General features: G+C 63.8%; 28 protein-coding genes and 1 pseudogene. 16 read left to right on the forward strand and 13 right to left on the reverse strand.

The window, feature by feature from the left end; all coding sequences use genetic code 11:
• Window positions 1-21: 21 nt before the first annotated feature.
• The 3 genes from LXM88_RS03310 to LXM88_RS03320 form a co-directional block, all read right to left on the reverse strand.
• Window positions 22-945: a hypothetical protein gene (locus LXM88_RS03310; protein ID WP_262530509.1), complete on the reverse strand. Its 924-nt coding sequence runs from the start codon at window positions 943-945 to the stop codon at window positions 22-24.
• A gap of 400 nt (window positions 946-1,345) precedes the next feature.
• Window positions 1,346-1,723: a hypothetical protein gene (locus LXM88_RS03315; protein WP_262530510.1), complete on the reverse strand. Its 378-nt coding sequence runs from the start codon at window positions 1,721-1,723 to the stop codon at window positions 1,346-1,348.
• A gap of 106 nt (window positions 1,724-1,829) precedes the next feature.
• On the reverse strand, window positions 1,830-2,213 hold the full coding sequence (locus LXM88_RS03320; RefSeq protein ID WP_017335030.1) for a hypothetical protein: 384 nt from the start codon (window positions 2,211-2,213) through the stop codon (window positions 1,830-1,832).
• A gap of 249 nt (window positions 2,214-2,462) precedes the next feature.
• Here LXM88_RS03320 and LXM88_RS03325 point away from each other — a divergent pair, with 249 nt between their 5' ends.
• The 4 genes from LXM88_RS03325 to LXM88_RS03340 all read left to right on the forward strand — a co-directional run bounded on the left by LXM88_RS03325 (window position 2,463) and on the right by LXM88_RS03340 (window position 4,288).
• Window positions 2,463-2,903 (forward strand): Hsp20/alpha crystallin family protein, encoded by a 441-nt coding sequence (locus tag LXM88_RS03325; RefSeq protein ID WP_262530511.1) that lies wholly within the window; start codon window positions 2,463-2,465, stop codon window positions 2,901-2,903.
• Window positions 2,904-2,918: 15 nt separating this feature from the next.
• The gene (locus LXM88_RS03330; RefSeq protein ID WP_262530512.1) at window positions 2,919-3,326 is read left to right on the forward strand and encodes an Hsp20/alpha crystallin family protein; all 408 of its coding nucleotides are present in this window, start codon (window positions 2,919-2,921) and stop codon (window positions 3,324-3,326) included.
• A 78-nt stretch (window positions 3,327-3,404) separates the two neighbouring features.
• Window positions 3,405-3,686, forward strand: coding sequence for a DUF6566 family protein (locus tag LXM88_RS03335; protein ID WP_262530513.1), 282 nt, complete (start codon window positions 3,405-3,407; stop codon window positions 3,684-3,686).
• 50 nt (window positions 3,687-3,736) lie between these two features.
• Window positions 3,737-4,288, forward strand: a complete 552-nt coding sequence (locus LXM88_RS03340) for an Hsp20/alpha crystallin family protein (RefSeq protein ID WP_262530514.1) — start codon at window positions 3,737-3,739, stop codon at window positions 4,286-4,288.
• On the opposite strand, the gene LXM88_RS03345 is transcribed toward LXM88_RS03340, so the two are convergent.
• Window positions 4,285-5,376 carry an IS630 family transposase gene (locus LXM88_RS03345; RefSeq protein WP_262530515.1) on the reverse strand — a complete coding sequence of 364 codons (1,092 nt, stop codon included), beginning with the start codon at window positions 5,374-5,376 and terminating at the stop codon, window positions 4,285-4,287. The genes LXM88_RS03340 and LXM88_RS03345 overlap by 4 nt on opposite strands.
• Window positions 5,377-5,670: 294 nt before the next feature.
• Between LXM88_RS03345 and LXM88_RS03350 the strand changes: the two genes are divergently transcribed.
• Window positions 5,671-5,979: a hypothetical protein gene (locus tag LXM88_RS03350; protein ID WP_262530516.1), complete on the forward strand. Its 309-nt coding sequence runs from the start codon at window positions 5,671-5,673 to the stop codon at window positions 5,977-5,979.
• A 72-nt stretch (window positions 5,980-6,051) separates the two neighbouring features.
• On the opposite strand, the gene LXM88_RS03355 is transcribed toward LXM88_RS03350, so the two are convergent.
• The 6 genes from LXM88_RS03355 to LXM88_RS03380 form a co-directional block, all read right to left on the reverse strand.
• Window positions 6,052-6,366, reverse strand: a complete 315-nt coding sequence (locus LXM88_RS03355; protein WP_262530517.1) for a hypothetical protein — start codon at window positions 6,364-6,366, stop codon at window positions 6,052-6,054.
• 139 nt (window positions 6,367-6,505) lie between these two features.
• Window positions 6,506-6,760, reverse strand: a complete 255-nt coding sequence (locus LXM88_RS03360) for a hypothetical protein (RefSeq protein ID WP_262530518.1) — start codon at window positions 6,758-6,760, stop codon at window positions 6,506-6,508.
• Window positions 6,761-6,868: 108 nt separating this feature from the next.
• Complete coding sequence (gene groL, locus LXM88_RS03365; RefSeq protein WP_262530519.1) at window positions 6,869-8,491, reverse strand: chaperonin GroEL; 1,623 nt, start codon at window positions 8,489-8,491, stop codon at window positions 6,869-6,871.
• A gap of 77 nt (window positions 8,492-8,568) precedes the next feature.
• Window positions 8,569-8,886, reverse strand: a complete 318-nt coding sequence (locus LXM88_RS03370; RefSeq protein ID WP_262530520.1) for a co-chaperone GroES — start codon at window positions 8,884-8,886, stop codon at window positions 8,569-8,571.
• A 168-nt stretch (window positions 8,887-9,054) separates the two neighbouring features.
• On the reverse strand, window positions 9,055-9,693 hold the full coding sequence (locus tag LXM88_RS03375; protein ID WP_262530521.1) for a diguanylate cyclase: 639 nt from the start codon (window positions 9,691-9,693) through the stop codon (window positions 9,055-9,057).
• A gap of 157 nt (window positions 9,694-9,850) precedes the next feature.
• Window positions 9,851-10,771, reverse strand: coding sequence for a LysR family transcriptional regulator (locus LXM88_RS03380; RefSeq protein WP_262530522.1), 921 nt, complete (start codon window positions 10,769-10,771; stop codon window positions 9,851-9,853).
• A gap of 132 nt (window positions 10,772-10,903) precedes the next feature.
• On the opposite strand from LXM88_RS03380, the gene LXM88_RS03385 reads away from it, so the two are divergent.
• The 10 genes from LXM88_RS03385 to dctA all read left to right on the forward strand — a co-directional run bounded on the left by LXM88_RS03385 (window position 10,904) and on the right by dctA (window position 20,811).
• A complete protein-coding gene (locus LXM88_RS03385; RefSeq protein ID WP_262530523.1) occupies window positions 10,904-11,854 on the forward strand; it encodes a ketopantoate reductase family protein in 951 nt (316 codons plus the stop codon).
• Window positions 11,851-12,243, forward strand: coding sequence for a VOC family protein (locus tag LXM88_RS03390; RefSeq protein WP_096476049.1), 393 nt, complete (start codon window positions 11,851-11,853; stop codon window positions 12,241-12,243). Before LXM88_RS03385 ends, LXM88_RS03390 begins: the two co-directional genes overlap by 4 nt.
• A 2-nt stretch (window positions 12,244-12,245) precedes the next feature.
• Entirely contained in the window at window positions 12,246-12,704 is a 459-nt protein-coding gene (locus tag LXM88_RS03395; RefSeq protein ID WP_262530524.1) for a MaoC family dehydratase, read from the forward strand.
• On the forward strand, window positions 12,704-13,924 hold the full coding sequence (locus LXM88_RS03400; RefSeq protein ID WP_096476047.1) for a CaiB/BaiF CoA transferase family protein: 1,221 nt from the start codon (window positions 12,704-12,706) through the stop codon (window positions 13,922-13,924). Before LXM88_RS03395 ends, LXM88_RS03400 begins: the two co-directional genes overlap by 1 nt.
• Window positions 13,924-14,757 (forward strand): shikimate dehydrogenase, encoded by an 834-nt coding sequence (aroE, locus tag LXM88_RS03405; protein ID WP_262530525.1) that lies wholly within the window; start codon window positions 13,924-13,926, stop codon window positions 14,755-14,757. The genes LXM88_RS03400 and aroE overlap by 1 nt, the downstream gene beginning before the upstream one ends.
• A 17-nt stretch (window positions 14,758-14,774) precedes the next feature.
• On the forward strand, window positions 14,775-15,218 hold the full coding sequence (aroQ, locus tag LXM88_RS03410) for a type II 3-dehydroquinate dehydratase (RefSeq protein ID WP_262530526.1): 444 nt from the start codon (window positions 14,775-14,777) through the stop codon (window positions 15,216-15,218).
• A gap of 207 nt (window positions 15,219-15,425) precedes the next feature.
• Window positions 15,426-16,853, forward strand: coding sequence for an MFS transporter (locus LXM88_RS03415; RefSeq protein WP_262530527.1), 1,428 nt, complete (start codon window positions 15,426-15,428; stop codon window positions 16,851-16,853).
• A gap of 122 nt (window positions 16,854-16,975) precedes the next feature.
• On the forward strand, window positions 16,976-18,178 hold the full coding sequence (locus tag LXM88_RS03420) for an MFS transporter (RefSeq protein ID WP_096476418.1): 1,203 nt from the start codon (window positions 16,976-16,978) through the stop codon (window positions 18,176-18,178).
• A 359-nt stretch (window positions 18,179-18,537) separates the two neighbouring features.
• Window positions 18,538-19,461, forward strand: coding sequence for a LysR family transcriptional regulator (locus LXM88_RS03425; RefSeq protein WP_096476043.1), 924 nt, complete (start codon window positions 18,538-18,540; stop codon window positions 19,459-19,461).
• A 33-nt stretch (window positions 19,462-19,494) separates the two neighbouring features.
• Entirely contained in the window at window positions 19,495-20,811 is a 1,317-nt protein-coding gene (gene dctA, locus LXM88_RS03430; protein ID WP_262530528.1) for a C4-dicarboxylate transporter DctA, read from the forward strand.
• Between the two features lie 40 nt (window positions 20,812-20,851).
• On the opposite strand, the gene LXM88_RS03435 is transcribed toward dctA, so the two are convergent.
• On the reverse strand, window positions 20,852-21,634 hold the full coding sequence (locus tag LXM88_RS03435; protein ID WP_096476417.1) for a substrate-binding domain-containing protein: 783 nt from the start codon (window positions 21,632-21,634) through the stop codon (window positions 20,852-20,854).
• A 54-nt stretch (window positions 21,635-21,688) separates the two neighbouring features.
• Window positions 21,689-22,984 carry an MFS transporter gene (locus LXM88_RS03440; protein WP_096476041.1) on the reverse strand — a complete coding sequence of 432 codons (1,296 nt, stop codon included), beginning with the start codon at window positions 22,982-22,984 and terminating at the stop codon, window positions 21,689-21,691.
• A gap of 217 nt (window positions 22,985-23,201) precedes the next feature.
• Here LXM88_RS03440 and LXM88_RS03445 point away from each other — a divergent pair.
• Window positions 23,202-23,306: pseudogene (locus LXM88_RS03445) on the forward strand (phosphate ABC transporter substrate-binding protein PstS); the annotation flags it as partial.
• A 569-nt stretch (window positions 23,307-23,875) separates the two neighbouring features.
• Here LXM88_RS03445 and LXM88_RS03450 read toward each other — a convergent pair.
• Window positions 23,876-24,625 (reverse strand): TetR/AcrR family transcriptional regulator, encoded by a 750-nt coding sequence (locus LXM88_RS03450; protein WP_096476040.1) that lies wholly within the window; start codon window positions 24,623-24,625, stop codon window positions 23,876-23,878.
• Between the last annotated feature and the right edge of the window lie 119 nt (window positions 24,626-24,744).

Consider the following 24,744-nt stretch of genomic DNA (forward strand, 5'->3'; position numbering starts at 1 on the left):
CGCGGATCGTCCGCAGGTTGACTAGATCCCCTGGCCGGGTGCTACAGACGTACGGTTTGCTCGTCTCGACGCCCGGCGTGTCCGCGGCGCGCCCGCCTCGGACGCCAGCGTGCATGCATGGCGTCGCTGGACGGAAAGGTTTCCCGCAGCGCCTCGTCGAGCAGCGCGTCTGCATGGGCGAGGTCCGAGTGTGGCGTCCTGAGGGTCTTCATCGTTCACCTCCATGCTCTCGTCATCGTCTTCGTGCGGCTCGCGCAACTGAACCGGCGGTCCGCCTTCCAGGGAGATCCATCGGCCCTCGTCGGTCTGCCGGCGGCTCACTTCCTCGGCGAGCACGTCGAGCGCGATCTGGTAGAGCCACTGTCTCGGCTCGAGCTTGCGTCGACGCTGTGCGAGTCTTTCGCAGGCGCGGGCCAGCGTCTCGTCGACGACCTCATCGACGGCAGGGTCCCCCGTTGCGAGATCGCCGCGCGCCTGCAGGTAGGCAAGTTCGCGTTCCACGAAGCGCTTGAGCTCCGGCAGCAATGGGCGCACGAGATCGCTGAATAGCGCCAGCCCGGCGCCAGCGGGACCGGTCGCCGTGTCTTTGAGGCGCAGCAACCCCGCGCGGCGCTCCTTGCGGCGCCAGTTGTCCTCGTGACGCAGATGGGCGATGTGGCGCTCGAGTTGCCGCTCCAGTTCCGCGAAGGAGAGTTCGAGGGCTTTGCCGAGCTCGGGCGATTCGTCTGAGCAGGCGAGTGTGGCGCTCGGAAATCCAAGTCGGAGCCTTGCCCGGTAGAGCCTGCGATGGCCGCTTCGTTCGAGGGTCGCACGCAACCGGACGAGTTCGGCGGGGAAGTGCGACAGGTGCGGCTGGAGGTGTCGGCCGAGGAGATTGCCAATCAGGCCTTTCAGGTCGGGGCGGGCAAGCTCCGAAATGTTCCGGTAACTGATCGCCGTTTTCATGACAGCCCTGCACGTCTTCCACTGGCCGCCGCATCGGAGGCGGCCGTCACTCTCTCAGGGGCGGGCGCGCGATCGCCGGCGGGACCACCGGCCCGACGCTTGCGCTGCGAGGCTCACCGCATCCGGCGAGATTTCGCTTCGCACCCCTGACTCTGCCCGCTCGCCGTGTTTCCCAGACACGCGTCATCCGACGTCACGGGCATACGCCATTTGCCCTTCATCGCTATCCGGGCTGGCAAAACAAAATATAAAAACAGTGGCGAAAAAATCAAGGTCGTCGATGCACTGTTGGACATCGCGGGCGACTGCAACGACATCCGCCCGGTGCGCGGACCGAAGCCGCGCGGAAAATGGACGCCGCGCTCGGTAGCGCATGCGCCTTGGAAGCTCTTCCGCCGGCTCAGTAGATCGGGAATACGAAGTCCGGCGTCGGTGCAAACTGGATTCCGGAATCCGGGCAGGTAATGCGCCCTTTCACCGCGACCCGCTGGTTCAGATACGGCAATAGCAGCAAGTGTTCGGTGGTGCCGGCCTGGCCGAGCAGAATGTCGGTCACGACCTTGTCGTTGCACGGTGACGCGGCCGGACGATCCAGCCGGATCGTCGTATAGTCCCCCGGGGCGAACTCCCCGTTGCCCCGCTGGATCGTGCCGGAGATCCAGATGTCCTGCAGGGCCGGCAATGTCCGCGGCAGCGGCGCCACGGCAACCACCGCTCCAGGGAAGGCACCCGCGGCCAGGGCGGCCGCGGCGAGTAGCCCGCGTGAACTTACTTTCATGATGGTGCTCCCATTCCGCGATCGTTGCCGCCGCGCCCGCCCCGCGCTGGCATGGCAGGAGACGCGAACCTGTGCCGGCCATATGGCGGAGCGCTGGACCGATCGGTCATTGGATCGGCGGTGCCGCACCCAGCTTCTCTGACAACATTCGCTCGTACACACCGAAGTGTAGATCGACCTCCTTCTGTGTGACGTGAGTAACCGTGATGTTGATCTGGTCAGGCAACAGGCCCAGCACAACCGCAACCGCGGCTTCAAGTTGCGGTGCACAAACCTTGTCCTCCGCCATCGTCGTGCCGACCAGCACGTCGTAGGTCTTTTCATGCCGGCAGACGACCTCGACGAGTCGCGCCCGCGCGCTCATGTTGTTGTCGATCGCGAGCCTGACGACCTCGGTCACAGTGCGCATCGTCTCGGTTGGAAAGCCCTTCATCGAGCGCAGCCGGATACGATGCCTGCCCAGCGTAAGCCAGTCCGTGTCGAATTCCATGGCGTCCTCCGCATGCAGTAACGAGCCGCTGCGATGATAGGTGCCAGCACCGAAATTTCAAGTGCAAAAATCTGCCGACGCCCCTTGAAATTTTCCGCAGAGTGCCTATCTTAAGTTTCGCTCAGGCAGCCGCGCGGATCGCTTCATTCCGTGCGCTGCGTGTTTCGATTTGTTTGCCAGCAGTCCGGCAGGCGAACTGGAGCGCGTAGGCCCGTTCGCCTCCCGGCTGCACTCAAGGAGGATACGATCATGAGCGATCTTTACTTCGGAACCGATCTCTTCAGCGAGTTCGACCGTCTGCAGCAGCAGATGGCGCAACTCTTCGGCGGTTTCCCGTCCAGCATCCGCGCCGGCCGGCTCGGCGCGTTTCCTCAGATCAACATCGGCGCGACCGACGAGTCGATCGAGATCGTTGCCTTCGCCCCGGGCATCAACGCCACCGAACTCGACGTATCGATCGACAAGGGCCTGCTGACCATCAGCGGCGAACGCAAATCGACGCAACCCGACACTGGAAGCGAGTCGCGCACCTATGCGCAGGAGCGCTTTGTCGGCACCTTCCGGCGCGTCATCGAGCTGCCCGACACCGCCGATCCCGACAAGGTCCAGGCACGCTACGAAAATGGCTGCCTGTCGATCAGTGTCGGCAGGCGCGAATCGTCCAAGCCGCGCGCCATCACCATCCAGTAATCCGAGGAGCCGATCATGACTGACACGACCCAACTGGCCGAACGCGACCCATCCACCGGAGCACGTCGCGACACTGAACAGTCCACGCGCCGGATGACGCTCGTCCCGGCCGTCGATATCTACGAGGACAGCCAGGGCGTCACGCTATGGGCGGATCTGCCCGGTGTAACGAAGGACAAGCTGGACGTCAAAGTTCACGACAACAGTCTCTCGATCGAGGCCGAGGCGGTGGTGCCGACGCCGGCAAATCTGCGGCTGCAGCATGCCGAGGTCCGCGAACCGCACTTCGCCCGGACGTTCACGCTGTCACCGGACTTCGATACGTCAAGGATCGAGGCGAGCCTCCAGGACGGGGTGCTGAAGCTGACAATCCCGCGCCGCGACGAGGCGCGCCCACGGCGCATTGAAGTCAAGTCCGCCTGACCGTCAGCAACGGCAGGTCAGAAGCAGCGGCGGAAGCGATCGCGCTGCCGTCGCTGCGAATTGGGAGCAGAGGCACCGGTGTCTGATGTCATGCAGGAGTCCTGGAAAGGACATGCGATTCGCATCCGTACGATTCCCGTGCGACAGATCGTGACACACATGTCCATACCGGACGGCTATATCGCGAACGTCCGGATCGACGGGAACGATGAGGTGTTGGCCGACTGGCATCTGCCGCGCTTCAGCGAACGCTGGGGAACCGCGGCCGAAGCGCAGCGTGATGCGCTCGAATACGCGGTGAAACTGATCGATCGCGGCGTGCCTGGAGCAGTCGAAGCCCAGGGCGCGCTCGCTGCCTGATGGGCTGGCCGCCACGCTCAAATCAAGTTGAAGCTGAATCGGAGGACGCTATGAATACCGATCTGAAAAAGTGGAACCCCTTCAAGTTCCTTCGCGGAGCTGCTCGCAAGTCCGATGCAGAAGGCCCGGAAAGCCCGCCGACAAGCGAACAGTGGATGGCCTCGTGGCCTGACGTTCCGCGGCTGTTCTCGCGTGCAGTGGAGGAGTTCTTTCATGACCCGTTTGCAGGCCGTGGCGCGCTCGAACGATGGTTTGGCGATTTCAGTTCATCGCGCTTCCAGCCGCGCATCGACGTCGCCGATGAAGGGAAGGTGCTGCGCGTGACCGTCGAACTGCCCGGCATGGAGCGCGAAGATCTGAAGGTGAGCGTCGAGGATGGGGCAATCGTGCTGCGCGGAGAGAAAAGGCAGGATGTGCGCAGCGAGGAAAATGGCTGCTACCGGCTGGAGCGCGCCCACGGAAGCTTCATGCGCACGATCCCGATGCCGGAAAACGCCGACCCCGATCACACCTTGGCAAAGTTTGATAACGGTGTACTCACGTTGACCGTGCCGAAATCGGAGCCGGCGCAGTCCGCGAGTCGCACGATCGACATCGGCTAGTGTCCTGTTCCGCTGATTCGCGAACAAAGTCTGTGCAGCTTTTCGAGGATGGAATCGGCTGACGCGGTCCAGACGAACGGTTTGCAGTTTTCGTTGTAGTGGGAGACGAATTGATCGATACGGTTGATCAGTTGTTTGACCGAGCTGAACGAGCCTCTGCGGATCGCTTTGTCAGTGATCAGCGCAAAGAAGCGTTCGACCTGGTTAAGCCACGAACTGTAGGTGGGGATGAAATGCATGTGCCAGCGGGGGCGGGCTGCCAGCCACGCCTTGACCTTCGGATGCTTGTGACTGCCGTAGTTGTCCACGATGCAGTGCACGTCGAGATCAGCCGGGACAGCCTTGTCGATTTCACGCAGGAACGACAGGAATTCCTGGTGTCGATGACGTGGCTTGCAGGTCGCGAGCACGGCGCCATTGAGCACGTTCAGTGCAGCAAACAGCGTGGTGGTACCGTGACGAACATAGTCGTGCGTGACGCCTTCGACGTAGCCGAAACCCATCGGCAGCATCGGTTGCGTGCGCTCGAGCGCCTGACACTGGCTCTTCTCGTCCACGCACAGCACCAGGGCGTTCTCCGGTGGGCTCAAGTACAAGCCGACCACATCGCGCAGCTTCTCGATGAAGAACTGATCGGTCGAGAGCTTGAAGCTTTCGCTGCGATGCGGTTGCAGACCCAGCAGCTTGAAGTAACGGTGCACGCTCGTTGGCGAGATGGCAGTTTCGGCGGCAATCGTGCGCACGCTCCAGTGAGTGGAGCCATCTGCTGGCTTCGTGTGCAGGGTCTTATGAATCAGTTGAGCCAGCCGCTCGTCGTCGATCGTGCGTGGCTTGCCGGGGCGTACTTCGTCATAGAGTCCGTTGATTCGCTGCTCCAGAAACCGCAGACGCCACTTGCCCACCGTGGCACGCGTGAGTTGCAGGCGTTGCGCGATCGCGCTGTTGGGTTCGCCGTCAGCAGCCGCCAGCACGATGCGCGCCCGCGCGACCAGCGCAGCCGAAATCGAACGAGAACGTGCTATCGACATCAGCTGAGAGCGCTCGTCTTCGCTCAGCACCAGTTCCGCCTTCGGTCGTCCCATCGCCATGCTGACGTCTCCCGTTCCGTTGACGTCAACATGCTACGTGAACATAGATCAGTTAACAACAGAACAGGACACTAGGGCAAGCACGCAAAGTGCCACGGTGGCGGACCCACGGGGCGGATATCGGACGAAACGCGCCATCAACGCGGGCTGTCTCGACGACACCGGTTCGCCGGCGCGCTTCTTTGCGTGACGGGTCGCGCTGCATGGTAGCGCGGCCCCTATACGGCCTGCACGACGTGTCGTTTTTCTGCACCGTTCCCCTGCATTCGGGACCATGTTTTACGGGAGACGGAGATGCTCAGTCCACACGAATTTGCGACCTTGATGCTGGTTCGCCAGGCGCCGGAGCAGATTGACATGAATCGCGCCGAGCTTGACGCGCTGCTCGAACGCCAACTGGTAATGCTGGAACATTGCGCCGCGGGCGCACGCCGCGCGTACCTGACCGAGAAGGGCGAAACGTTCCTCGACGCGCTCCACCCGAGCGACACACCACGCCGAAGCCGGAAGACCGCCGGCAACGGCGGTGGGGAAAGCACGGAGACGCCTTCCGTGCAGGATGGCCGCACAAAGGAGATCGTGGCGCCTGGACGCGCAGGCTGAATGGCTGCGCGATCGCAACGACAAGCTTGTCGTCGCCCCCGTGCTTAAGATAGGAAATTGCGCTTACCTTGCTCATCCCCCCATGAAGCTGGAAACGCTCGACGCATATCGCACTGCGTCGTCCTCTGAACCTGGCTTGATCTCGCACCAGAATTCCTGATGACGGGCACCGAGACGCCGGGCGGCCTCATAGCGGTGAAAGTGACTGGCGAGCCAGAACCGGCAGCCATCAAAGAAGACCTTCATTGCCGGCCGTGCCGCACGCATTGAACCAGCGCGAATGGCGCTCATGGCTTCCTCCAGCGCTTCGTCGCCGAGTGACGCCTCGCCGAGAAGCTCATCATCAACCGAAAGTTGTAGAAACTTGAGGTAGTCGATTCCGAGCACGCCAGCAGGAAGCCGAACCGATGAGCGGACAGACGAACGAGAATCGCTGGGCATCGTGATGTCTGATTCTGCGGGACAGCAAGACAGTCGAGACACGGATCTATGTCGCCACCGCCCTAACCTGCCTGGTCGGGCAAGTTCATTCGTCGGCCATGAGATGACGGATGACCAGCGCCGGGTCTGCGATATCCAGAATCAGCCGGCGAAGTATGCGTCTGCGCATGTGCTCCTCGTCGAGACTCCAGGGCTCGCCCTTTTCGCTGAGGTAGCGCGCAAGTGTGTCCTTGTTGTCTGCACCTGCGGGCAGGTTAAGTCGGGCGGTCAGCAGTCCTGCCACGACGTCGTCGAGCTCGATTTCAAGCGGTTTTGCGTCGATGCGAAGTTCGAGTTTCATGTTGGTTCCCGGCAAAAAGCGGCGCCGCATTACGAGGTCAGCGTGCGGCGCCGAACGCATTGCGCCGGCTGCGACTGTTGACCGGCGTATGCACGACCCGCTGCCGGGTCAGTACTCGAGTTCCGGTGTGGCGGACTGCACCGGCATTTCGTCTTTCGGCGCTTCGGCAACCGTTGCATCCGTCGTCAGGATCAGCCCGGCAATCGATGCGGCGTTCTGCAGAGCCGTACGCGTGACCTTGGTGGGATCGACCACGCCCGCCTCGACAAGATCGCCATACTCGCCGGTGACCGCGTTGTAGCCGAAGTTGTCCTTGCCTTCGAGTACCTTCGCGATGACCACCGAAGGCTCATCCCCCGCGTTCGAGGCGATTACGCGCAGCGGTGCTTCGAGCGCGCGCAGCACGATTTGGACACCGGCGTCCTGATCACCGTTGGCGCCTTTCAGGCTCGTCACCGTCGAACGCGCTCGCAGAAGCGCGACGCCACCACCCGGCACGATGCCCTCCTCGACCGCCGCGCGTGTGGCATGCAGCGCGTCGTCCACACGGTCCTTCTTCTCCTTCATCTCGATCTCGGTCGCCGCCCCGACCTTGATGACGGCTACACCGCCCGCGAGCTTCGCCACGCGTTCCTGCAGCTTCTCGCGATCGTAGTCGCTCGTGGCTTCCTCGATCTGCGTACGGACGGACTTCACACGCGCTTCGATGCGCTTCTCGTCGCCCGCGCCGTCGATGATGATCGTGTCGTCCTTGCGCACCTCGACGCGCTTGGCACGTCCGAGATCCTCGAGTACGGCCTTCTGCAGTTGCTTGCCGGTTTCTTCCGAGATCACGGTCGCGCCGGTCAGGATGGCGATGTCCTCGAGCATGGCCTTGCGCCGGTCGCCGAAACCGGGCGCCTTGACCGCCGCCACCTTCAGGATGCCTCGCATCGCATTGACCACGAGCGTGGCCAGCGCTTCGCCATCGACATCTTCCGCAATGATCAGCAGGGGCTTGCCTGCCTTGGAAGCCGCCTCGAGGACCGGCAGCAGATCCCGGATGTTCGATATCTTTCTGTCGTGCAACAGGATCAGCGCGTCGTCCAGATACGCGGCCTGCTTTTCCGGATCGTTGATGAAGTACGGGCTGACGTAGCCGTGGTCGAACTGCATCCCTTCAACCACATCCAGCTCGTTCTCGAGCGACTTGCCATCCTCGACCGTGATGACACCTTCCGTGCCGACCTTCTCCATGGCGTCGGCGATTATCTTGCCGATCGTCTCGTCGGCGTTCGCCGAGATCGAACCCACCTGCGCGATCTCCCGGTTCGTGGAGATCGGCTTTGACAGCTTGCGCAGCTCGTCGAGCACGGCGGCGACAGCCTTGTCGATGCCGCGCTTGAGGTCCATCGGGTTCATGCCGGCGGCAACGTGCTTCATGCCTTCCTGCACGATTGCCTGCGCGAGTACGGTGGCCGTGGTGGTACCGTCGCCGGCGACATCGGCGGTCTTCGATGCGACCTGCTTGACGATCTGCGCGCCCATGTTTTCGAAACGATCCTTCAGCTCGATTTCCTTCGCGACCGACACGCCATCCTTGGTGATGATGGGTGCGCCGAAGCTGCGCTCGATCAGCACATTGCGGCCCTTCGGCCCCAGCGTGACCTTCACGGCATCGGCGAGGACGTTCACGCCTTTGACGATACGGGCGCGGGCGCTGTCATGGAATCGGACGTCTTTTGCACTCATGTTGTTGCTCCGGGTAGTAGTCGTTGACTCAACGCGCCGCGAACAATCCGTCGGGTGTTCGCGACCGGCTCAGGATTTCAGGCGGCCTTGCGGGAAGCGCCGATGTCGGCCTCGAGGAGGCCCATGACGTCTTCCTCGCGCATGACGAGTAGTTCCTCGCCATCGACCTTGACGGTCTGGCCTGCGTATTTGCCGAAGAGAACCTGGTCACCGACTTTCAACTGGAGCGCGCGCAGCGTCCCGTCATGCAGCAGCCGGCCGCTGCCGACTGCGACGACTTCGCCTTGTTCTGGTTTTTCTGCCGCTGAATCGGGTATCACGATGCCCGAAGCCGTCGTCCGCTGCGTCTCGATTCGCTTGACGATAACCCGGTCGTAGAGGGGACGAATCTGCATTTCCATCTCCTGAGCGATTAAAGGATCACCAATAAGGGAATCCGGCTGCATACCGGGGCGCATGGAACGCCGCAGTGCAGCCGAGCCAATGTCTGGCAGATTGCGAAATAGAGGCGCCCATCGCGTGCTTCAAGAGGGCGTGAAAACGGCTCTTTGTAACAAATTGTTTCAGCGCGGCAGCAGGATGCGATGGACCCTGCCGAGGCGATATACGGTGCGGCCACGTCCCTCCGGGCGGCGAGGCTCAGGCGGCACGGGACAGGGGGGCTGGCGTCCGCCATCGGCGTCTAGGGTGTCGTCGGGCTCGTCGAGCGTGCGCCACAGGCCGCTCTTGACGGGCCGGAACAGCCAGCGAACATAGCCCCTGCGTGCAGCGAGTTGCATCAGTTCGTCGCGAGCGGTCTCGTCAATGAGAAGCTGCAGGTTGCGGGCCACGTTCTCTCCGTAGTCGCCGAACGCCTGACGGCACGCGAGCGCCTCCGCAGCGCTGGCGCCGATCACGTTGCAGCCGCGCCGCTCGACGCGCTCGACCTCCCATGCTCCGGATCGCCAGGCGGCATCGAGCAGCATGGCATCCACGGCCTCGAAGCTGTGCCACGGCGCATCGATCTGGACGGCCGAGCCCGGAACCGGTCGTGGCGGGATCTCGACGCCGGGCAGGACGAGCGGTGTCGCGCGCCGGAATCCGTGCCAGTGGAGTATCGCAAGGAGCGGCGTATTCACCTGTGCGGCCGCCGTGAGCGTGACGGCAAAGAGCGGCATGCGCACACTCTCGATCTGTTCCTGAAGCCTGTCAAAAAGGTCCATGAAGCCTCCCGGATGATGTTGCAGGGCCTCTTGAAATTTCCATCGCTTGCGCTATTTTATGCATCGCTCAGGCAGCCGCGATTAGCGCTGCGCGTTTCGATTTGTTTGTCAAACGGGATCCCCGGGCAGCGAACCGGAGCGCGTGGTCCGGTTCGTTCTAATGCGATGCACCGAACAATCGAATCACGACGCCGCGCAGCCACCGGTTGCCCGCCTCATGGTGATAGCGCGCATGCCAATGCTGCCGTACCGCGAAGCCTTCGACCGGGATCGGACACGCATGAACCGCCAGATCGCTCGCCTGAGCCAGTGTCTGGCCGATATGACGGGGTAGCGTCGTGATCAGGTCGGTCGTCTGGACGATCGCGCCCAGACCCAGAAAACCCGGCAACTCCAGCACCACATCTCGCTCGATGCGCGCCTGCCGCAGCGCCTGTTCGAGGAGTTGCGCCCCGGTTCCCGCGGTAATGGCGACGTGGCCTTCGGAACGATACTGCTTTGCCCCGAGGCGACCGCGAATCCTCGGATGATGCCGGTTGGCCAGACATACCCAGTCCTGGTCGTACAGCTTCTGCTGATAGATGCCGCCACCTAGCCACGGCACATAGCCGATCGCGAGATCGGCTTCGCCGGATTCGAGCGCGCGTTCCGTATTGCCGTCGATCCGTGCGGCTTCCAGCCGGACACCGGGCGCCTGCGCCCGGACATGGGCCAGCAGCCTTGGAAGCAGCGTGATGTGGCTCGCGTCGGTCATGCAGATGCGAAAGCGTCGCTGGGCCGTCGCTGGATCGAACGCGATCTCCCACGCGGTGAAGCGCCGCAGGGATTCGAGAATTTCCCGGCATGGCCCGATCAGCGCGTCGGCTTGCGGTGTCGGCGCCATGCCGCCGGGTGTGCGGATAAAGAGCGGATCGTGCAGGTGTTCCCTCAAGTGCCCGAGCCAGATGCTGACCGTCGGCTGGCTCTGGCCAAGTTGCTCGGCGACGCGCGTGACGCTGCGCACGTCGTACAGGAGATCGAAAAGCTGAAGCAGCTTCAGGTCGGGCAGGTCGGCGGGCATCGTGGCCTTATTGTCCATAGCAATGACGCCATTGTATCCATTGCATTGTCGGCATGAGCGGCGACTCCTATCGTGAGGCCATACGTCAGATTTGCATGGGACCAGAGTAAGGCGCCAAAGCGCCAACTCTGGTCGACAAAGGAGAAGCCATTGAAAATAGCAATTCTGGGCGCTGGCGCACTGGGCTGCGCGATCGGCGCCACCCTTACCCAAGGCGGCCACGAGACCTGGCTGATCGACCGCTCGCCTGCACACGTCGATGCGATGCGCCGTGACGGCCTGCGCGTCGACGACGCGGGCGGCACCCGCCACGTACGCGTCCACGCGACGACCCAGGCTGCCGATGTCGGCGTGGCCGACCTGGTGGTGGTGCTGGTCAAGTCGTTCCAGACCGATGCGGCCATCCGCGGCGCCCAATCGCTGGTGGGGCCGGATACCGCCGTGCTGTCGCTGCAGAACGGCCTCGGACACGAGGACATCCTGATCGACGTCGTCGGCCGCGAGCGCGTCCTCGCGGGCAAGACCTACGTCGGCGGCGTGCTGCGCGGCGCGGGTCATATCGAATCCGGCGTGATCGGCAAGTACACGTATATCGGCGAACTCGACGGCCGCATCACGCCGCGCGTGCAGGCGATCGCCGACGCGTTCAATACCGCCGGCCTCGCCACGACGATCAGCGACAACATCGTCGGCACGATGTGGGACAAGCTGCTGGTGAACGTCGCGACGGGTGCGCTGACGGGGCTGACCGGCCTCACCTACGGGCAGCTTTACGACGAAGCGCTGCTGAAGGCGACGTCGCTCGCAGCCGTGGCCGAGGCGATCGCGGCGGCGCTGGCAGCCGGCGTGAAGCTGTCGATGACCGATCCCGAACAGGCATGGACGTTGGCCGCCGAGGGGCTGCCCGCGACCTTCAAGACGTCGATGCTGCAAAGCCTGGAGAAGGGCTCGATCACCGAGATCGACTTCATCAACGGTTCGGTCGTGCGCTGCGGGCAGCGCTACGGCGTGCCGACCCCGGTGAATGCCACGCTCGTCGCCTGCATCAAGGGGCTCGAGCGCGCGATGGCCGATCGCCAACGGCAGGAGGCCGCCGCATGAATGCCACGAAAGCCTATCTCGAACACGTTGCGATCTGGGTCAAGGACATCCGCTGGCACATCCGCTTCTTCGAGGACGTGCTCGGCATGACCCTGCGCGAAGTGGACGGCACGCTCGACGCGCCGCGGCAGTACTGGACGCTCGGTGGCCTGCAGTTCATCCACGCGCCGGAACACGATGGTCCGGAAGGCCGCCTCGCCCATCTCGGCGTGATGTGCGAAGACCTGGAGGCCGCGCTGGCCGCAGCGCAACGATTCGGCGTGACGGAGATGCCGCAGGGGCGGAACTGGCTTCGCCTGCCCGACGGGCTTGCCGTCGAACTGATCCAGGCCAGACCGGCTTCCTGCGTGGCGCAGGCGCTGGCCATTGACCCGCGCTCGGAGGCGTGACCATGACGATCGTCGAGAAATACTGGGACGACGCCCGCGAGGGTGACATATGCACGAGCCCGAGCTACACCGTGACTAAGGCGCGCATTCTCGCGTACGCCGACCTCACGGGCGACCATACGCCCGTCCACGTGGACGAGGCATACGCAAACGCGAGCCATTTCGGCTGCCTCGTCGCGCACGGGCTGTTCGGCTTGTCCATCGCCGACGGCCTGAAGACGCAGAGCGACTATCGCTTTCTGCCGGGCATGTCGCTCGGCTGGAGCTGGGATTTCCTGCTGCCGATCAAGGTCGGCGACGTGCTGCACGTGAAATTCCGCGTCGGTTCGATGCGGGCCAGCAAGAGCCGCCCGGATTGGGGCATCGTCGTGCTGCCGTCGGAGCTGATCAATCAGGACGGTCAGGTCGTTCAACACGGCGAGCATCGCCTGATGGTGCCGCGCCGCCCGGAGGCACTGTGATGCAGGCTCGCCCACTCGAAGGCATTCGCGTCGTCGACTACAGCCACTTCCTTGCCGGGCCGTATGTCGGGCGCTGCCTGGCCGCGCTCGGCGCCGAAGTCATCAAGGTCGAGCGCCCCGGGTCAGGCGACGCCGGACGCCAGCACGCGACCGTGCTCGACGACCAGCAAAGCGGCTACTTCCTGCAGCTCAACATGGGCAAGCGCGGCGTGAGCGTCAACATGAAGGACGCGCGCGGCAAGGCGTTCATGCAGCGGCTGTGCGACTCCGCCGACGTGTTCATCGAGAACTATCGGCCGGGCGCACTGGACAAGCTCGGGCTCGGCTATGCCGAATTGTCGGCGCGCAATCCGGGCCTCATCTACTGTTCGATTTCGGCGTACGGGCATACCGGTCCCGATGCGCATCGCGCGGGCTTCGGGCTGATCGCGGAAGCCAAGAGCGGAATCATGCAGATGGTGGGCACGCCAGGCGAGCGGCCGCCGCTACTGCGCATCTCGCTCGGCGACATGTACACCGGCATTCATGCGGTCGCGGCCATCAACGCCGCGCTGCTGGGGCGCGTGAAGAGCGGCCGCGGGCAACACATCGACATGGCGCTGTACGACACGCTGGTATCGATGCACGAATATGCGGTGCAGTGCTACACGCTGCAGGGCGTGCTGCCCGAGCAGACCGGGCACGACATGCCGACCTCGACGCTCTACGGCGTATTCCGTGCCGCGGACGGCGATCTCGTGATCGCCGCGCAAGTCGACGACGCGTGGAAACGCTTCGCCGATCTGATCGCGACGCACGGCGGCCCGGCGGACTTCGGCGCCGACACCCGGTTTCGCGACAGCACCGGCCGCAACGCGTACCGCGCGGAGATTCTGTCGGTGGTCGAGCCGTGGGTGGCCGCGCGGTCCGTCGCGTCGGTGCTCGAACTGCTGGACGGCATCGACGTTCCGTGCGCGAAGGTGCAGCGCATCGACGAGGTATTGAACGATCCGCAGATCCAGGCCAGAGGCATGGTCGTCGAACAACAGCATCCGCGCTACGGGACGCTGCGCCTGCCCAACCTGCCGTTCCGGTTTTCCGATTGCGATACGACGATACGCGAGGTCGCGCCCGATCTCGGGCAGCACAACGCGGAAATCGCGCTTTCCCTCGGGTTCGATTCGGCCGAAATCGACGCGATGCAGGCCGACGGCGTCCTCTATTCAAAAGCGAGCCAATGATGACCGACCAATACGCGGTGATCGGCAATCCGATCGGGCACACGAAATCCCCGTTGATTCACGGCCTCTTCGCGCAGGAGACGCGGCAGGACATCAGCTATACGGCCATCGAGGGGCCGATCGAACCGGCAGGCGCTTTCGCTGCCGCGGTTCGTGCGTTTTTCGAGGGCGGCGGCAAGGGCATCAACGTCACAGCGCCGTTCAAGCTCGACGCGTTCGCGATGTCGGACGAACGCAGCGAGCGTGCGCAGCTCGCGGGCGCGGCCAACGCGCTCAAGTTCGACGGCGGCCGCATCCTGGCCGACAACTTCGACGGCATCGGACTGGTTCGCGATATCGAAGCGAACCTCAATCTTCCGATGGCCGGCAAGCGTGTCCTGGTGCTCGGTGCAGGCGGCGCGGCACGCGGCGCGCTTTTGCCGTTCCTCGAAGCCGGACCGGCTGAACTGGTCATCGCGAATCGCGACGTCGACAAGGCGCGCGCACTGGTCGCGCAGGTTGCCGGACGCGGTCCGCTCGTTGCCGGCGGCTACGCAGACCTCGCACGGATGGGGCGTTTCGACCTGGTCGTCAATGCGACGTCGGCCAGCCTGACCGGCGACCTGCCGCCGGTCCCGCCGAGCGTGTTCAGTCCGGCCGGCACGGCCTACGAACTTGCATACGGCAAGCGTCTGACGCCGTTTCTTCGGCTCGCGAAAAATGCAGGCGTACACGGAATTGCGGATGGCGTCGGCATGCTGGTCGAGCAGGCGGCCGAAGCGTTCGCGTGGTGGCGCGGCGTACGCCCCAAGACCAGTTCGGTGATCGATCGGCTGGCCGTGCCCTTTGATTGAACACGATGGAGATTCGCATGAAGAAGATCCTGATGCTGCACGGCATCAATCACAACATGTTCGGCAAGCGCGACCCGGCACAGTACGGGACGATCACGCTCGCGCAGATCGATGCACGGCTGCAAGGACTGGCGACGGAACTGGGTGCACAGGTGGAATCGTTCCAGACAAACAGCGAAGGAGCGATGTGCGAGCGCATTCATCGCGCTTTCGAGGAACGCCAGGACGCGGTGCTGATCAACGCGGGCGCATGGACGCATTACAGCTACGGCATTCGCGATGCCCTTGCCATCCTCACGTGCCCGATCGTCGAACTGCACATGTCCAACATTCATGCACGCGAGCCGTTCCGGCATCACTCCGTCCTGGCCGAGATCGTCAGCGGGCAGATTTGCGGCTTCGGCGTCCAAAGCTATCTGCTGGCGCTGAGGGCCGCGGTCTCGGCGCTCGGCGAGGCATAGGCCGATTCACGCATCGGCTGCCGATGCGGGACCGACGCACATGCACAGCCGTCCCCTGGTGCACGGCGTGGCGCACCGCGGTGGTTCGCCGTGCGTCGTATCGACGGGCCCCGGTCAGGTCACACAACGGAGTCGATACATCGGGCAGTGACGACTCCACGCATCACCCGCGTTGCCCGGCACACATATCAATATCTGGAGACGACGATGACCACGACCTTGCGAGACACGCCCAGGGGCAGGCAACAATCGAGAAAAGCCGCCGTCAGCGGCTGGATCGGCTCGGTGCTCGAATACTACGATTTCTTCATCTACGCCACGGCATCGGCGCTGATCTTCCCGCAGATATTCTTTCCGCACGGCAGCCCCACGACGGCCATCATCGCGTCGCTGGCCACTTACGGTGTCGGCTATGTGTCCCGCCCGATCGGCGCGTTCGTGCTGGGTCATCTCGGCGACACGCGCGGACGGAAAACCGTCCTGCTCTTCTGCATGTTCCTGATGGGAATCTCGACCGTCGGAGTCGGCCTCCTGCCGACCTATCAGCAAGCCGGGCTGATCGCGCCGGCGTTGCTGGTGGCGCTTCGCCTGCTGCAGGGTTTCGCCGTGGCCGGCGAGATCACCGGCGCGAGCTCGATGATCCTGGAGCACGCGCCGTTCGGTCGGCGCGGATACTTCGTCAGCTTCACGCTACAGGGCGTGCAGGCCGGGCAAGTGCTGGCCGCCGCCGTGTTCCTGCCGCTCGCCTACTACATGCCGTCCGCAAAATTCGATAGCTGGGGCTGGCGCATTCCGTTCCTGCTGAGTGCGCTGGTCATCGTCGCGGGTTTGATCATTCGCCGCGAGGTCGACGAGTCGCCGGCCTTCGATGAAGCGGTACGCAACCGGTCGCAAACCGGCTCGCCCGTTGCCGACGCTTTCAGGCACCACTTTCCCGATATGGTGCGCGTTGCCTGCATGTCGATGATGAACGTGATTCCGGTCGTCGCCACGATCTTCGGCGCAGCCTATGCGGTCCAGCCGGCGTATGGAATCGGATTCCAGAAAGATATCTATCTCTGGATCACGGTGGTGGGCAATATCGTTGCGATGATCGTGATTCCGTTCGTCGGCAACCTGTCCGACCGGGTCGGACGCCGGCCGCCGATCATCGTCGGCTCGCTGGCGGCCGGCCTGCTCGCGTTTGCCTACCTGTATGCGATCAGCATCCGCAACGTGCCGCTCGCATTCGCGATGTCGATGCTCATGTGGGGTGTCGTGTATCAGGGCTACAACGCCGTATTTCCCGCCTTTTACCCGGAACTCTTCCCGACCCGCACGCGCGTCTCGGCGATGGCAATCGCGCAGAACCTCGGTACCGCGGCCACGGCGATGCTGCCCGCGCTTTTCACGGCGGTCGCGCCGCCCGGCGCACATCACGTCTGGCTGATCGTCGGTGCGATCGCGTTCGGCATCACCGTGATTGCGTCGCTCGCAGCCTTGAGCGCACGCGAGACCCATCGTGTCCATATGAACGACCTGGGACGAGCGAACGCTCAACCGGTCGACAAGGCAGAATACGACCGGTTGCGCGTCGCGGCGATGTCGCGCCATCGCATCGTGCGCGAACACGTGCCAGGATCCGTCGGCAGCTAGGCTGCGTTCGACGGGGCGTCGTGTTCGGCGCCCCATCCGCCAATCATTTCCAGCTTGCGCCGCGCCCTCACTGACAGAGCCCGCTTGCGTTACCGATGCCTGATACCGTGCCGAAAACCGTCATGCCGGACACCATGCGCCCGGCTCGCCTGAACTTCGCGCTCATGTTGCCGCTTCTGCTGGCGGCCCAGCCGGTGGCGACCGACAGTTACCTGCCGGCGCTGCCTGAAATCGCCGCAACGCTGGGATCCGCCAGCGTCAGCCTCACGGTTTTCGCATTGATATTCGGTATCGGGCAATTGCCGATGGGCAGCCTGTCCGACCGATTCGGCCGCCGTCCCGTGTTGCTGAGCGGCCTTGCGCTCTATGCGATGGCAGCGCTCGCGGCTGCGCTCGCCTCGAGCGCAGCGATGCTGGTAGCCGCTCGCGCGATGCAGGGTTTTGCCATGGCCGCGATCCTGGTATGCGCGCGCGCGACGGTGCGCGACCGGTATTCGGCAGCCGATGGCCCGTACGTGATGGCACGTGGTTTCATGGGAATGGGGATGATGGCGTTCCTCGCGCCGATTCTCGGTGCGTATGTCGCACAGCATGCCGGATGGCGATGGGTGCTCGCGGGGATGAGCCTGTATGCATTCGGGCTGCTCGTCATGTGCTGGTACGGCTTCGAGGAAAGCTTCGTCAGAATCGCTTCGAACCGAGGCTCGATCCGGGACGTGCGCGAGATATTCGGCAATGCCACGTTCAGGGTATGGGCGTTGCTGGCCGCCTCGACGTACACCGGCATGTTCTGCTTTCTCCTGCTGTCTCCTGCAATCTACATCGGGCAGCTCGGCATCTCGCCCCAGCGTTATGGCTGGATACCGGCGGGCGGTACGCTCGTCTATGTCCTGAGTACGTATGGCTGCCGCCTGTTGTTGCGACGTCAGAGCATGCTGCGAACGGTGCGGCAAGGCGCAACGCTGAGCCTCTGCGGCGCGGTGATTCAGGCATTGGGGTGTGCGCTGCTTCCCGGCAGCATCTGGCCGCTGCTCGCCGGGCATGGCGTGTATTGCCTCGGCCACGGGATCCATCAGCCGTGCGGGCAAGCAGGGGCGGTCAGCGGCCTGCCTCACCTTGCAGGCCGCGCCGTATCCTGGTCCGGCTTCATCATGATGTTCTTCGCCTTCAGCGTAGGACAGACGGCAGCCGGATTCGCCGATCCGCGTTATCAGTGGGGCGCGTGGCCCATGGTCGTGCCGATGCTCGTCGTCGGCGTGACGCTGGTAACGATTGCGTATGCGTGGCTGCCAAAAATCATCCACGCGACCTTGGTCGCCAGGTAATCTCCTCGATTTCCATGATCCGACGATCTGCCGCAGCGCAAGGATCACACGCCTCGACGAGACCGGGCTTTCACCGGCCCGTTACCTGCTGGCTGCGCGTGCCGGGCGTGCGACGGCACTGCTGGAGCGGTGCCGACTCGCCGCTCGAACGGATCGCCGAACGATCGGGATCCGGAAGCGCGGACGCGTGACAGCGTGCGTTTGAAAAATGCGTCGGCGCATCGCCGCGGGACTATCGTGCGCGGTTCGGGCAACAACGGCGGGCAAACCCGAAGACATCGGGTTTCAGGCAATGCAACGCGCATGGCGCCGGCAGAATCATGCACAATGCTCAGCATCTGAGTGGCGGAGATCTGCCTGTGGGGATCAACTTCGACTTAACCGACTTGCAGGCATTTCGCGCCGTTGTGGAAACGGGAAGCTTCCGAAAGGCCGCCGACGCAGTCAACATTTCCCAGCCGGCCTTGAGCCGTCGTATCGACAAGCTCGAGGAAGCGCTCGGCGTACGACTATTCGAGCGCACCACGCGTAGCGTCTCGCTCACCACAGTCGGTCGCGTGTTCGCGCAGAGTGCCGAACAACTGCTCGACGATCTCGACGCCGCCCTGCTCGGCATTCGCGACGTTTCATCGAGCCGCCTGGGCCATGTGACGATCGCATGCGTGCCGTCGGTCGCCTACTACTTTCTTCCCGCCATCATCGCGCGCTATCATCAGCGCTTTCCGCGCATCAGGGTGAAACTGCTCGATGCAAGCGCCAACGAGGTGCTCGGGGCCGTCATCAGCGGCGAGGCGGATTTCGGCGTGAGCTTCATCGGCAGCCAGGAGGCGGAGATCGAGTTCAAGGTGTTGCTCCAGGAACGGTTCGTTGCCGCCTGTCGCCGCGACCACCCGCTCGCTCGCAAGAAGCGCGTGACCTGGAACGAACTTTACGAGCACGAGTATGTGTCGGTCGACAAGACTTCCGGCAACCGCCTGCTGCTCGACCAGGCGCTGACCGCCGTCGCCCCGCACGTACCGAGCGTCTGCGAGACACGCCACGTGACGACCCTGCTCGGATTGATCGAAGCGGGGCTCGGCGTCGCCGCGGTACCCTCGATGGCGATGCCCGGGCATGACCACCCTATTCTCACGAGCGTGCCGCTCGTCGAACCGGTCGTCAAACGACGTGTGGGAATCGTGAAGCGGCGCGGACGACCGCTCACACCAGCCGCCGAGGCATTTCATCGGATGGTCATCGAGGCGAAGCGTGGCGGTATCGCACGCAGCGGCGCATCGGTGTAACGACGACAGAGAGACACGAAGGAAGAACGGACAGTGAGGTTGGCCAGGCTGCTTAGATCGCTTTACGTGCAGGTTCTGCTCGCGATGATGCTCGGCATGGGCATCGGTCACGCATGGCCGGCGGCGGGCGCGATGCTCAAGCCCCTCAGCGATGCGTTCGTCGGCCTGGTCAAGATGACCATCGCCCCGATCGTCTTTTGCACGATCGTCTCGGGCATCACGTCGCTGGCGAACGGGAAGGCAATCGGCCGCACGATCGTGCGGGCACTGGCGCTCTTCTATCTGTTGACGGCCGCCGCGCTCGCGCTCGGGCTCGTCACCGCATACGTGCTGCAACCCGGCGCCGGCATGCACATCGATGTCCACCACCTGGATGCGAGCATCCTCGCTCCGTATGCGAAGCATGCGGAACCGCGGGGGCTTGTTGCGTTCGGGCTGAGCGTGATTCCGGACACGATGCTCGGCGCGTTCGCCAAAGGCGACGTGTTGCCGGTGCTGCTGCTGTCGCTGTTGTTCGGCTTCTCGTTGAATGCGCACCCGCGGGCCGGCCGGCCCGTTCTTGCGCTGATCGACGGCGTCGCCCAGGTCGTCTTTCGCGTGCTCGCGATGATCATGCGGCTCGCGCCGCTCGGCGCATTCGGCGCGATGGCCTTCACAGTGGGCCGTTTTGGCATCGGTTCGGTCGGCTCGCTTGCGAAGCTGATGGCGTCCTTCTATGTGGCCTGCGTGTTGTTCGTCACGCTGGTGCTCGCACCGTTTGCGCGACTGCACGGTTTCGCGCTGTGGCGGCTCCTGCGCTACCTGCGCGAAGAATTGCTCATCGTCCTCGCGACGTCGTCCACGGAGCCCGTTCTGCCGCGTCTGATCGTCAAGCTAGAGGCACTCGGCTGCGACAAGGGTATCGTGGGACTCGTGCTGCCGGCGGGCTATTCCTTCAATCTGGACGGTACCGCGATCTACCTGACGCTCGCCGCATTGTTCATCGCGCAGGCGTGCGACGTGCCTCTCTCCGCGTCGCAGATCGCGGTGATGCTCGCCATCATGCTGCTCACATCAAAAGGTGCGGCCGGTGTTTCCGGTAGCGGGCTGGTTGCGCTGGTCGCCACGCTCGCCGTCATGCCCGACCTGCCCGTCGCCGGGGTGGCGATGCTGGTCGGCATCGACCGCTTCATGTCCGAGGCGCGCGCGCTGACCAGCGTGATCAGTAATGCCTGCGCGGTGATCTTCGTGTCGTCGTGGGAAGGCGCGTGCGATCGTACACGTCTTACGCAGAGGCTCGCCATGTCTGACCCGGCATCCCCGAACGGAGCCGATGACAACACGGTCACGGCAGATGCCGGCCGGCGGTGACGGGAAGGCGGTCTGACGCAGGCCTTCCCGCCGATCGGGCTCAATGAGCGGAAGCGGAATCCAGCCCGGTCGATTTCACGTCGGCCTGCACGTCGGGCGACACAAGATAGTCGAGCAGCGCCTTCGCTTCCTTCGGATGCTGCGCGCCAACGGGGATGCCGGCGGCGAAGCGCGTGACGGACTGCAGCGATTCGGGAATCTTGTCGACGAAGGTCGCCCCCTTGACCGGCAGCAGCTCGCTGACCTGCTGGAAGCCGATTTCGTAGTCGCCGTTCGCGACGACAGAAGCGACCGGAATCCGCGGAATCATCTTCGCCTTCGACTTCACCTGGTCCTCGATGCCGAGCTTCTTGAACAGCTCGCGTTCGATATACACGCCGCTCGCACTGTCCGAGTAGGCGATCGACTTCGCGTGCAGCAGCGCCTGCTTGAGACCTTCGGCGGTGCTGATGTCGGGCTTTGCCGCGCCGTCGCGCACGACCATGCCGATGCGCGAGTCGGCCAGTTCGACGCGGGATCCGGGGATGACCTTGCCTTGCTTGATCAGTTCGTCCAGCGCGTAGCCGACCATGATGACGGCGTCGGCGGGCTCGCCGCGCGCGAGCCGGTTCGGAATCGCTTCGGGCGACTGGCCCATCGACGGGCCGAGCGCGGTATCGAGCGTATTGCCGGTCGTGGACGCGAACCGGGGGCCGAGCAGTTTATAGGCGGCGGTGAAGCCACCCGAGCTCATCACGTGGAGCTCGGCCGCCTGCACGTTGACCGCAAACGCCGCGGTGGCGACGAGCGCGGTCGCGCAAAATTTCAGGAGCTGATTTCTCATGGTCGTGGTCATGCGAACTCGTGTGTGTTGGTGAAGTTCCGGATGGGCCGAACGTCAATGCGCCGGCGTGAGCGTTGCCGTGCGGTGACGGTAGAGCGCGAACGTCGCGAGCAGCGCGCACACTGCGGCGAAGCTCATCCAGTAGCCGGGTGCTGCCTTGTCGCCCGTCATGTGAATGAGCCCGGTCGAGATGGCCGGCGTGAAGCCGCCGAACACGGCCGTCGCGAGGCTGTAGGCGAGCGAGAAGCCCGCGACACGCACCTGCACCGGCATCACTTCGGTGAGCGCGACGACCATCGCACCGTTATAGATCCCGTACATGAACGAGAGCCAAAGCAGGACGAGCAGCATGTTGGCGAACGACGGCGCGTGAGCGAGGAACGACAGCGCCGGATAGGCGGTCAGGACGGTGAGCATCGTCATGCCGACCAGCAGCGGCCGACGGCCGATCCGATCGGACAGCGCACCGCCGAGCGGCAGCCACACGAAGTTCGACACGCCTACGCAAAGCGTCACGAGCAGGCTGTCGGCGGTGCTCAGATGCAGCACCGTCTTGCCGAAGGTCGGCGCGTACACCGTGATCAGATAGAAGCTCGTGGTGGTCATCGCGACCAGCATCATGCCAGCGACCACGACGCCCCAGTTCTGGACCAGCGTACCGAACACTTCCTTCATCCCTGGACGATGCTTGCGGGCCTTGAACTCCTGGGTTTCCTCCAGGTTGCGGCGCAGCATGAAGATGAACGGCACGATCATGCAGCCGACGAAGAACGGCACGCGCCATCCCCAGGCGGCGATCTGCGATGCGTTCAGCCACTGATTGAGCGCGAAGCCGAGGCCCGCCGCGATGACGATCGCAACCTGCTGGCTGGCCGATTGCCAGCTCGTGAAGAAACCCTTGCGGCCAGGCGTCGCCAGTTCGGCGAGATAGACCGATACGCCGCCCAGTTCGGCACCTGCGGAGAAGCCCTGCAGCAACCGCCCGATCAGCACGAGCACGGGCGCCAGCAGGCCGATGGTCGCGTAGCCCGGCACGAACGCAATCAGGATGGTGCCGCTCGCCATGATGGACAGGGTGACGATAAGACCCTTGCGGCGGCCGACTTCGTCGATGTACGCGCCCAGCACGATGGCGCCCAGCGGGCGCATCAGGAAGCCGGCGCCGAACACGGCGAAGGTCATCATCAACGAGGCGAACTCGCTCTGCGCGGGGAAGAAGACGTTGGCGATCTGCGTGGCGTAGAAGCCGAACAGGAAGAAGTCGAACTGCTCGAGAAAATTGCCGGCCGTGACGCGAAAGATCGCAGCGGCCTTCGAACGTTCGGCCGGAAGGCTGGACGAGGGGTGCATCTGGGTGTCTCCTGAAAAACCTGAAATACGCGGGATGAGGCTGGTCGATTGTCGTTTTCTGGAATGTTCGCCCGGCATCGATCAAACGATAAGTGCGATTTTTGGAAGGATTGATGCAATGTGGTTATCAATCGACGCGACCTCGCCTGTTTCGATCAGCGCCTGGCCCACCGAACGTCGCGCCGCACGGGGTCACGATGGCACGATCCTCGCCCGCAAGGGCAACGACGGCGTCGCGGCCTTCGTGCAGCGCCTGCCGGGCGCGATCGGCTACGTCGAATGGGCATACGCGAAGCGGAACAACGTGGTCTACACGGCCCTGTAGAACTCGACTACATAGACATCGGCTTGCGTTCCGGTGCATCGACCAGGATCGGCGACACCGCATGCAAGCTCGACCGGATTTCGTCCGACGGAATCGGCAACAGTCAGAATGGCATGCTAGCGCATGCGAGCCAGTTGTTCGGCCCCCCCCCCGACGAGCGGGGCGTGTCGCGCACGGGACACGCTGGCCGCTGCACAACGCACGTTCAACGCGTTTGAGTCGACGTTGCAGCAGGATTCGCCGATGCCAACCGTCGTCCACGAGTCCATGCTGGAGCTGACCCGTACGCTCCAGTCGCTCAATGCACTCGCGCACTATCTGGAGCGTCATCCGGAATTGCTCGTATTTGGCAATAAAGGAGGTCAGCGGGTTAGCCGCGAAAGCGACCTTTCGTGCGACGTCCGGATGGCGAGCATCCGATATGACGCCCGCATCGACCATGCGCTGCCCCGCTTCGACGTGTGCCGGCTGGACGAAATACGCCAGGCTCGGCGCAACAAGTCAGCTGACGGGTACTGCACAAGCGCTTGCGATGGTCTCGCCGGCGCTTGCGTCACCTCGTTGTGTCACTGTGCCGTCTCAGCCGCCTCCACGACCGGCAGCGGCCGGCTTGCGATCTTCTCGGCTTCCGCACGCTTGAGCCCCAGCGTATGCAGAAGCGTCGCCGCCGTGCGCTCCGGAAAATGCTCTCCGCTGAAGCCGAGTTCCTTGAGAACACCGGCCGCCGGCGCGCCCGGAGCGACGAAGTTGAGCTCGGCGGCAATCGCGGTCAGCACTGTACCGCCAACCGAAAGGAAGCCGATGAATGGGTCGGCAACGACGAAGCGCTTCTCGGCGATACCGCGCTCGATGTCCCGCAGCAGGCGTTGACCCAGGCCAAGCGTCAGGACGCGCGCCGAAAAGCCCTCGCGTATCAGGAAGTGTCCCCATACCGGCTCGCGCCGCGCACGCATCAGCGTATGTCGCACCGAGACGGAGATGATTTCCGCCGGGTCGGACAGGCCGCTTGCCAAGCGATCGAGCGAATCCGCGAACTCCTCGAATACCGATTCCACCAGAGTGGCGTAGATCGCCTCCTTCGATTCGAAGTGGTTGTAGAACGAGCCGAAGCCGACGTCGGCGGCCTCGGTGATCTCGTTGATGGCGACGCCTTCCATGCCCTTTTGCGCCATCAGTCTGAGCGCGGCGTCCAGCAGGCGGGCACGGGTCTCCCGCTTGCGGCGCGCGCCACGCGGCTCACGCTCTTCGGCGACCGCGGGACTGGATGCTTCCGGAGCGGAGCGCTTTGGTGTCCGGCGACTCGGGGTATTCGTCATGACGTTTCCGATGCTTGTTCGTGCCCAAGTATAGATTCAAACGTCTACATTGACAAAATTATCATCTATGACTTTAATGTCACAAAAGGTGGCTGACAAACCCTCAAGAACCGATCGAA

The organism is Burkholderia sp. S-53 (genome assembly GCF_025560745.1).
GTDB classification, from domain to species: Bacteria; Pseudomonadota; Gammaproteobacteria; order Burkholderiales; family Burkholderiaceae; genus Burkholderia; species Burkholderia pyrrocinia.

What these genes read in the sequence shown, in the direction of transcription:
- LXM88_RS03350 (WP_262530516.1), top strand. Translation starts at nt 5,671, where the DNA reads ATGCTCAGTCCACACGAATTTGCGACCTTGATGCTGGTTCGCCAGGCG.
- LXM88_RS03390 (WP_096476049.1), top strand. Translation starts at nt 11,851, where the DNA reads ATGAATGCCACGAAAGCCTATCTCGAACACGTTGCGATCTGGGTCAAG.
- LXM88_RS03395 (WP_262530524.1), top strand. Translation starts at nt 12,246, where the DNA reads ATGACGATCGTCGAGAAATACTGGGACGACGCCCGCGAGGGTGACATA.
- LXM88_RS03420 (WP_096476418.1), top strand. Translation starts at nt 16,976, where the DNA reads ATGCCGGACACCATGCGCCCGGCTCGCCTGAACTTCGCGCTCATGTTG.
- LXM88_RS03380 (WP_262530522.1), bottom strand. Translation starts at nt 10,771, where the DNA reads ATGGACAATAAGGCCACGATGCCCGCCGACCTGCCCGACCTGAAGCTG.
- LXM88_RS03360 (WP_262530518.1), bottom strand. Translation starts at nt 6,760, where the DNA reads ATGAAACTCGAACTTCGCATCGACGCAAAACCGCTTGAAATCGAGCTC.
- LXM88_RS03370 (WP_262530520.1), bottom strand. Translation starts at nt 8,886, where the DNA reads ATGCAGATTCGTCCCCTCTACGACCGGGTTATCGTCAAGCGAATCGAG.
- groL (WP_262530519.1), bottom strand. Translation starts at nt 8,491, where the DNA reads ATGAGTGCAAAAGACGTCCGATTCCATGACAGCGCCCGCGCCCGTATC.
- LXM88_RS03435 (WP_096476417.1), bottom strand. Translation starts at nt 21,634, where the DNA reads ATGAGAAATCAGCTCCTGAAATTTTGCGCGACCGCGCTCGTCGCCACC.
- LXM88_RS03400 (WP_096476047.1), top strand. Translation starts at nt 12,704, where the DNA reads ATGCAGGCTCGCCCACTCGAAGGCATTCGCGTCGTCGACTACAGCCAC.
- aroQ (WP_262530526.1), top strand. Translation starts at nt 14,775, where the DNA reads ATGAAGAAGATCCTGATGCTGCACGGCATCAATCACAACATGTTCGGC.
- LXM88_RS03320 (WP_017335030.1), bottom strand. Translation starts at nt 2,213, where the DNA reads ATGGAATTCGACACGGACTGGCTTACGCTGGGCAGGCATCGTATCCGG.
- LXM88_RS03375 (WP_262530521.1), bottom strand. Translation starts at nt 9,693, where the DNA reads ATGGACCTTTTTGACAGGCTTCAGGAACAGATCGAGAGTGTGCGCATG.
- LXM88_RS03315 (WP_262530510.1), bottom strand. Translation starts at nt 1,723, where the DNA reads ATGAAAGTAAGTTCACGCGGGCTACTCGCCGCGGCCGCCCTGGCCGCG.
- LXM88_RS03345 (WP_262530515.1), bottom strand. Translation starts at nt 5,376, where the DNA reads ATGGCGATGGGACGACCGAAGGCGGAACTGGTGCTGAGCGAAGACGAG.
- LXM88_RS03325 (WP_262530511.1), top strand. Translation starts at nt 2,463, where the DNA reads ATGAGCGATCTTTACTTCGGAACCGATCTCTTCAGCGAGTTCGACCGT.
- LXM88_RS03330 (WP_262530512.1), top strand. Translation starts at nt 2,919, where the DNA reads ATGACTGACACGACCCAACTGGCCGAACGCGACCCATCCACCGGAGCA.
- aroE (WP_262530525.1), top strand. Translation starts at nt 13,924, where the DNA reads ATGACCGACCAATACGCGGTGATCGGCAATCCGATCGGGCACACGAAA.
- LXM88_RS03340 (WP_262530514.1), top strand. Translation starts at nt 3,737, where the DNA reads ATGAATACCGATCTGAAAAAGTGGAACCCCTTCAAGTTCCTTCGCGGA.
- LXM88_RS03310 (WP_262530509.1), bottom strand. Translation starts at nt 945, where the DNA reads ATGAAAACGGCGATCAGTTACCGGAACATTTCGGAGCTTGCCCGCCCC.
- LXM88_RS03450 (WP_096476040.1), bottom strand. Translation starts at nt 24,625, where the DNA reads ATGACGAATACCCCGAGTCGCCGGACACCAAAGCGCTCCGCTCCGGAA.
- LXM88_RS03440 (WP_096476041.1), bottom strand. Translation starts at nt 22,984, where the DNA reads ATGCACCCCTCGTCCAGCCTTCCGGCCGAACGTTCGAAGGCCGCTGCG.
- LXM88_RS03415 (WP_262530527.1), top strand. Translation starts at nt 15,426, where the DNA reads ATGACCACGACCTTGCGAGACACGCCCAGGGGCAGGCAACAATCGAGA.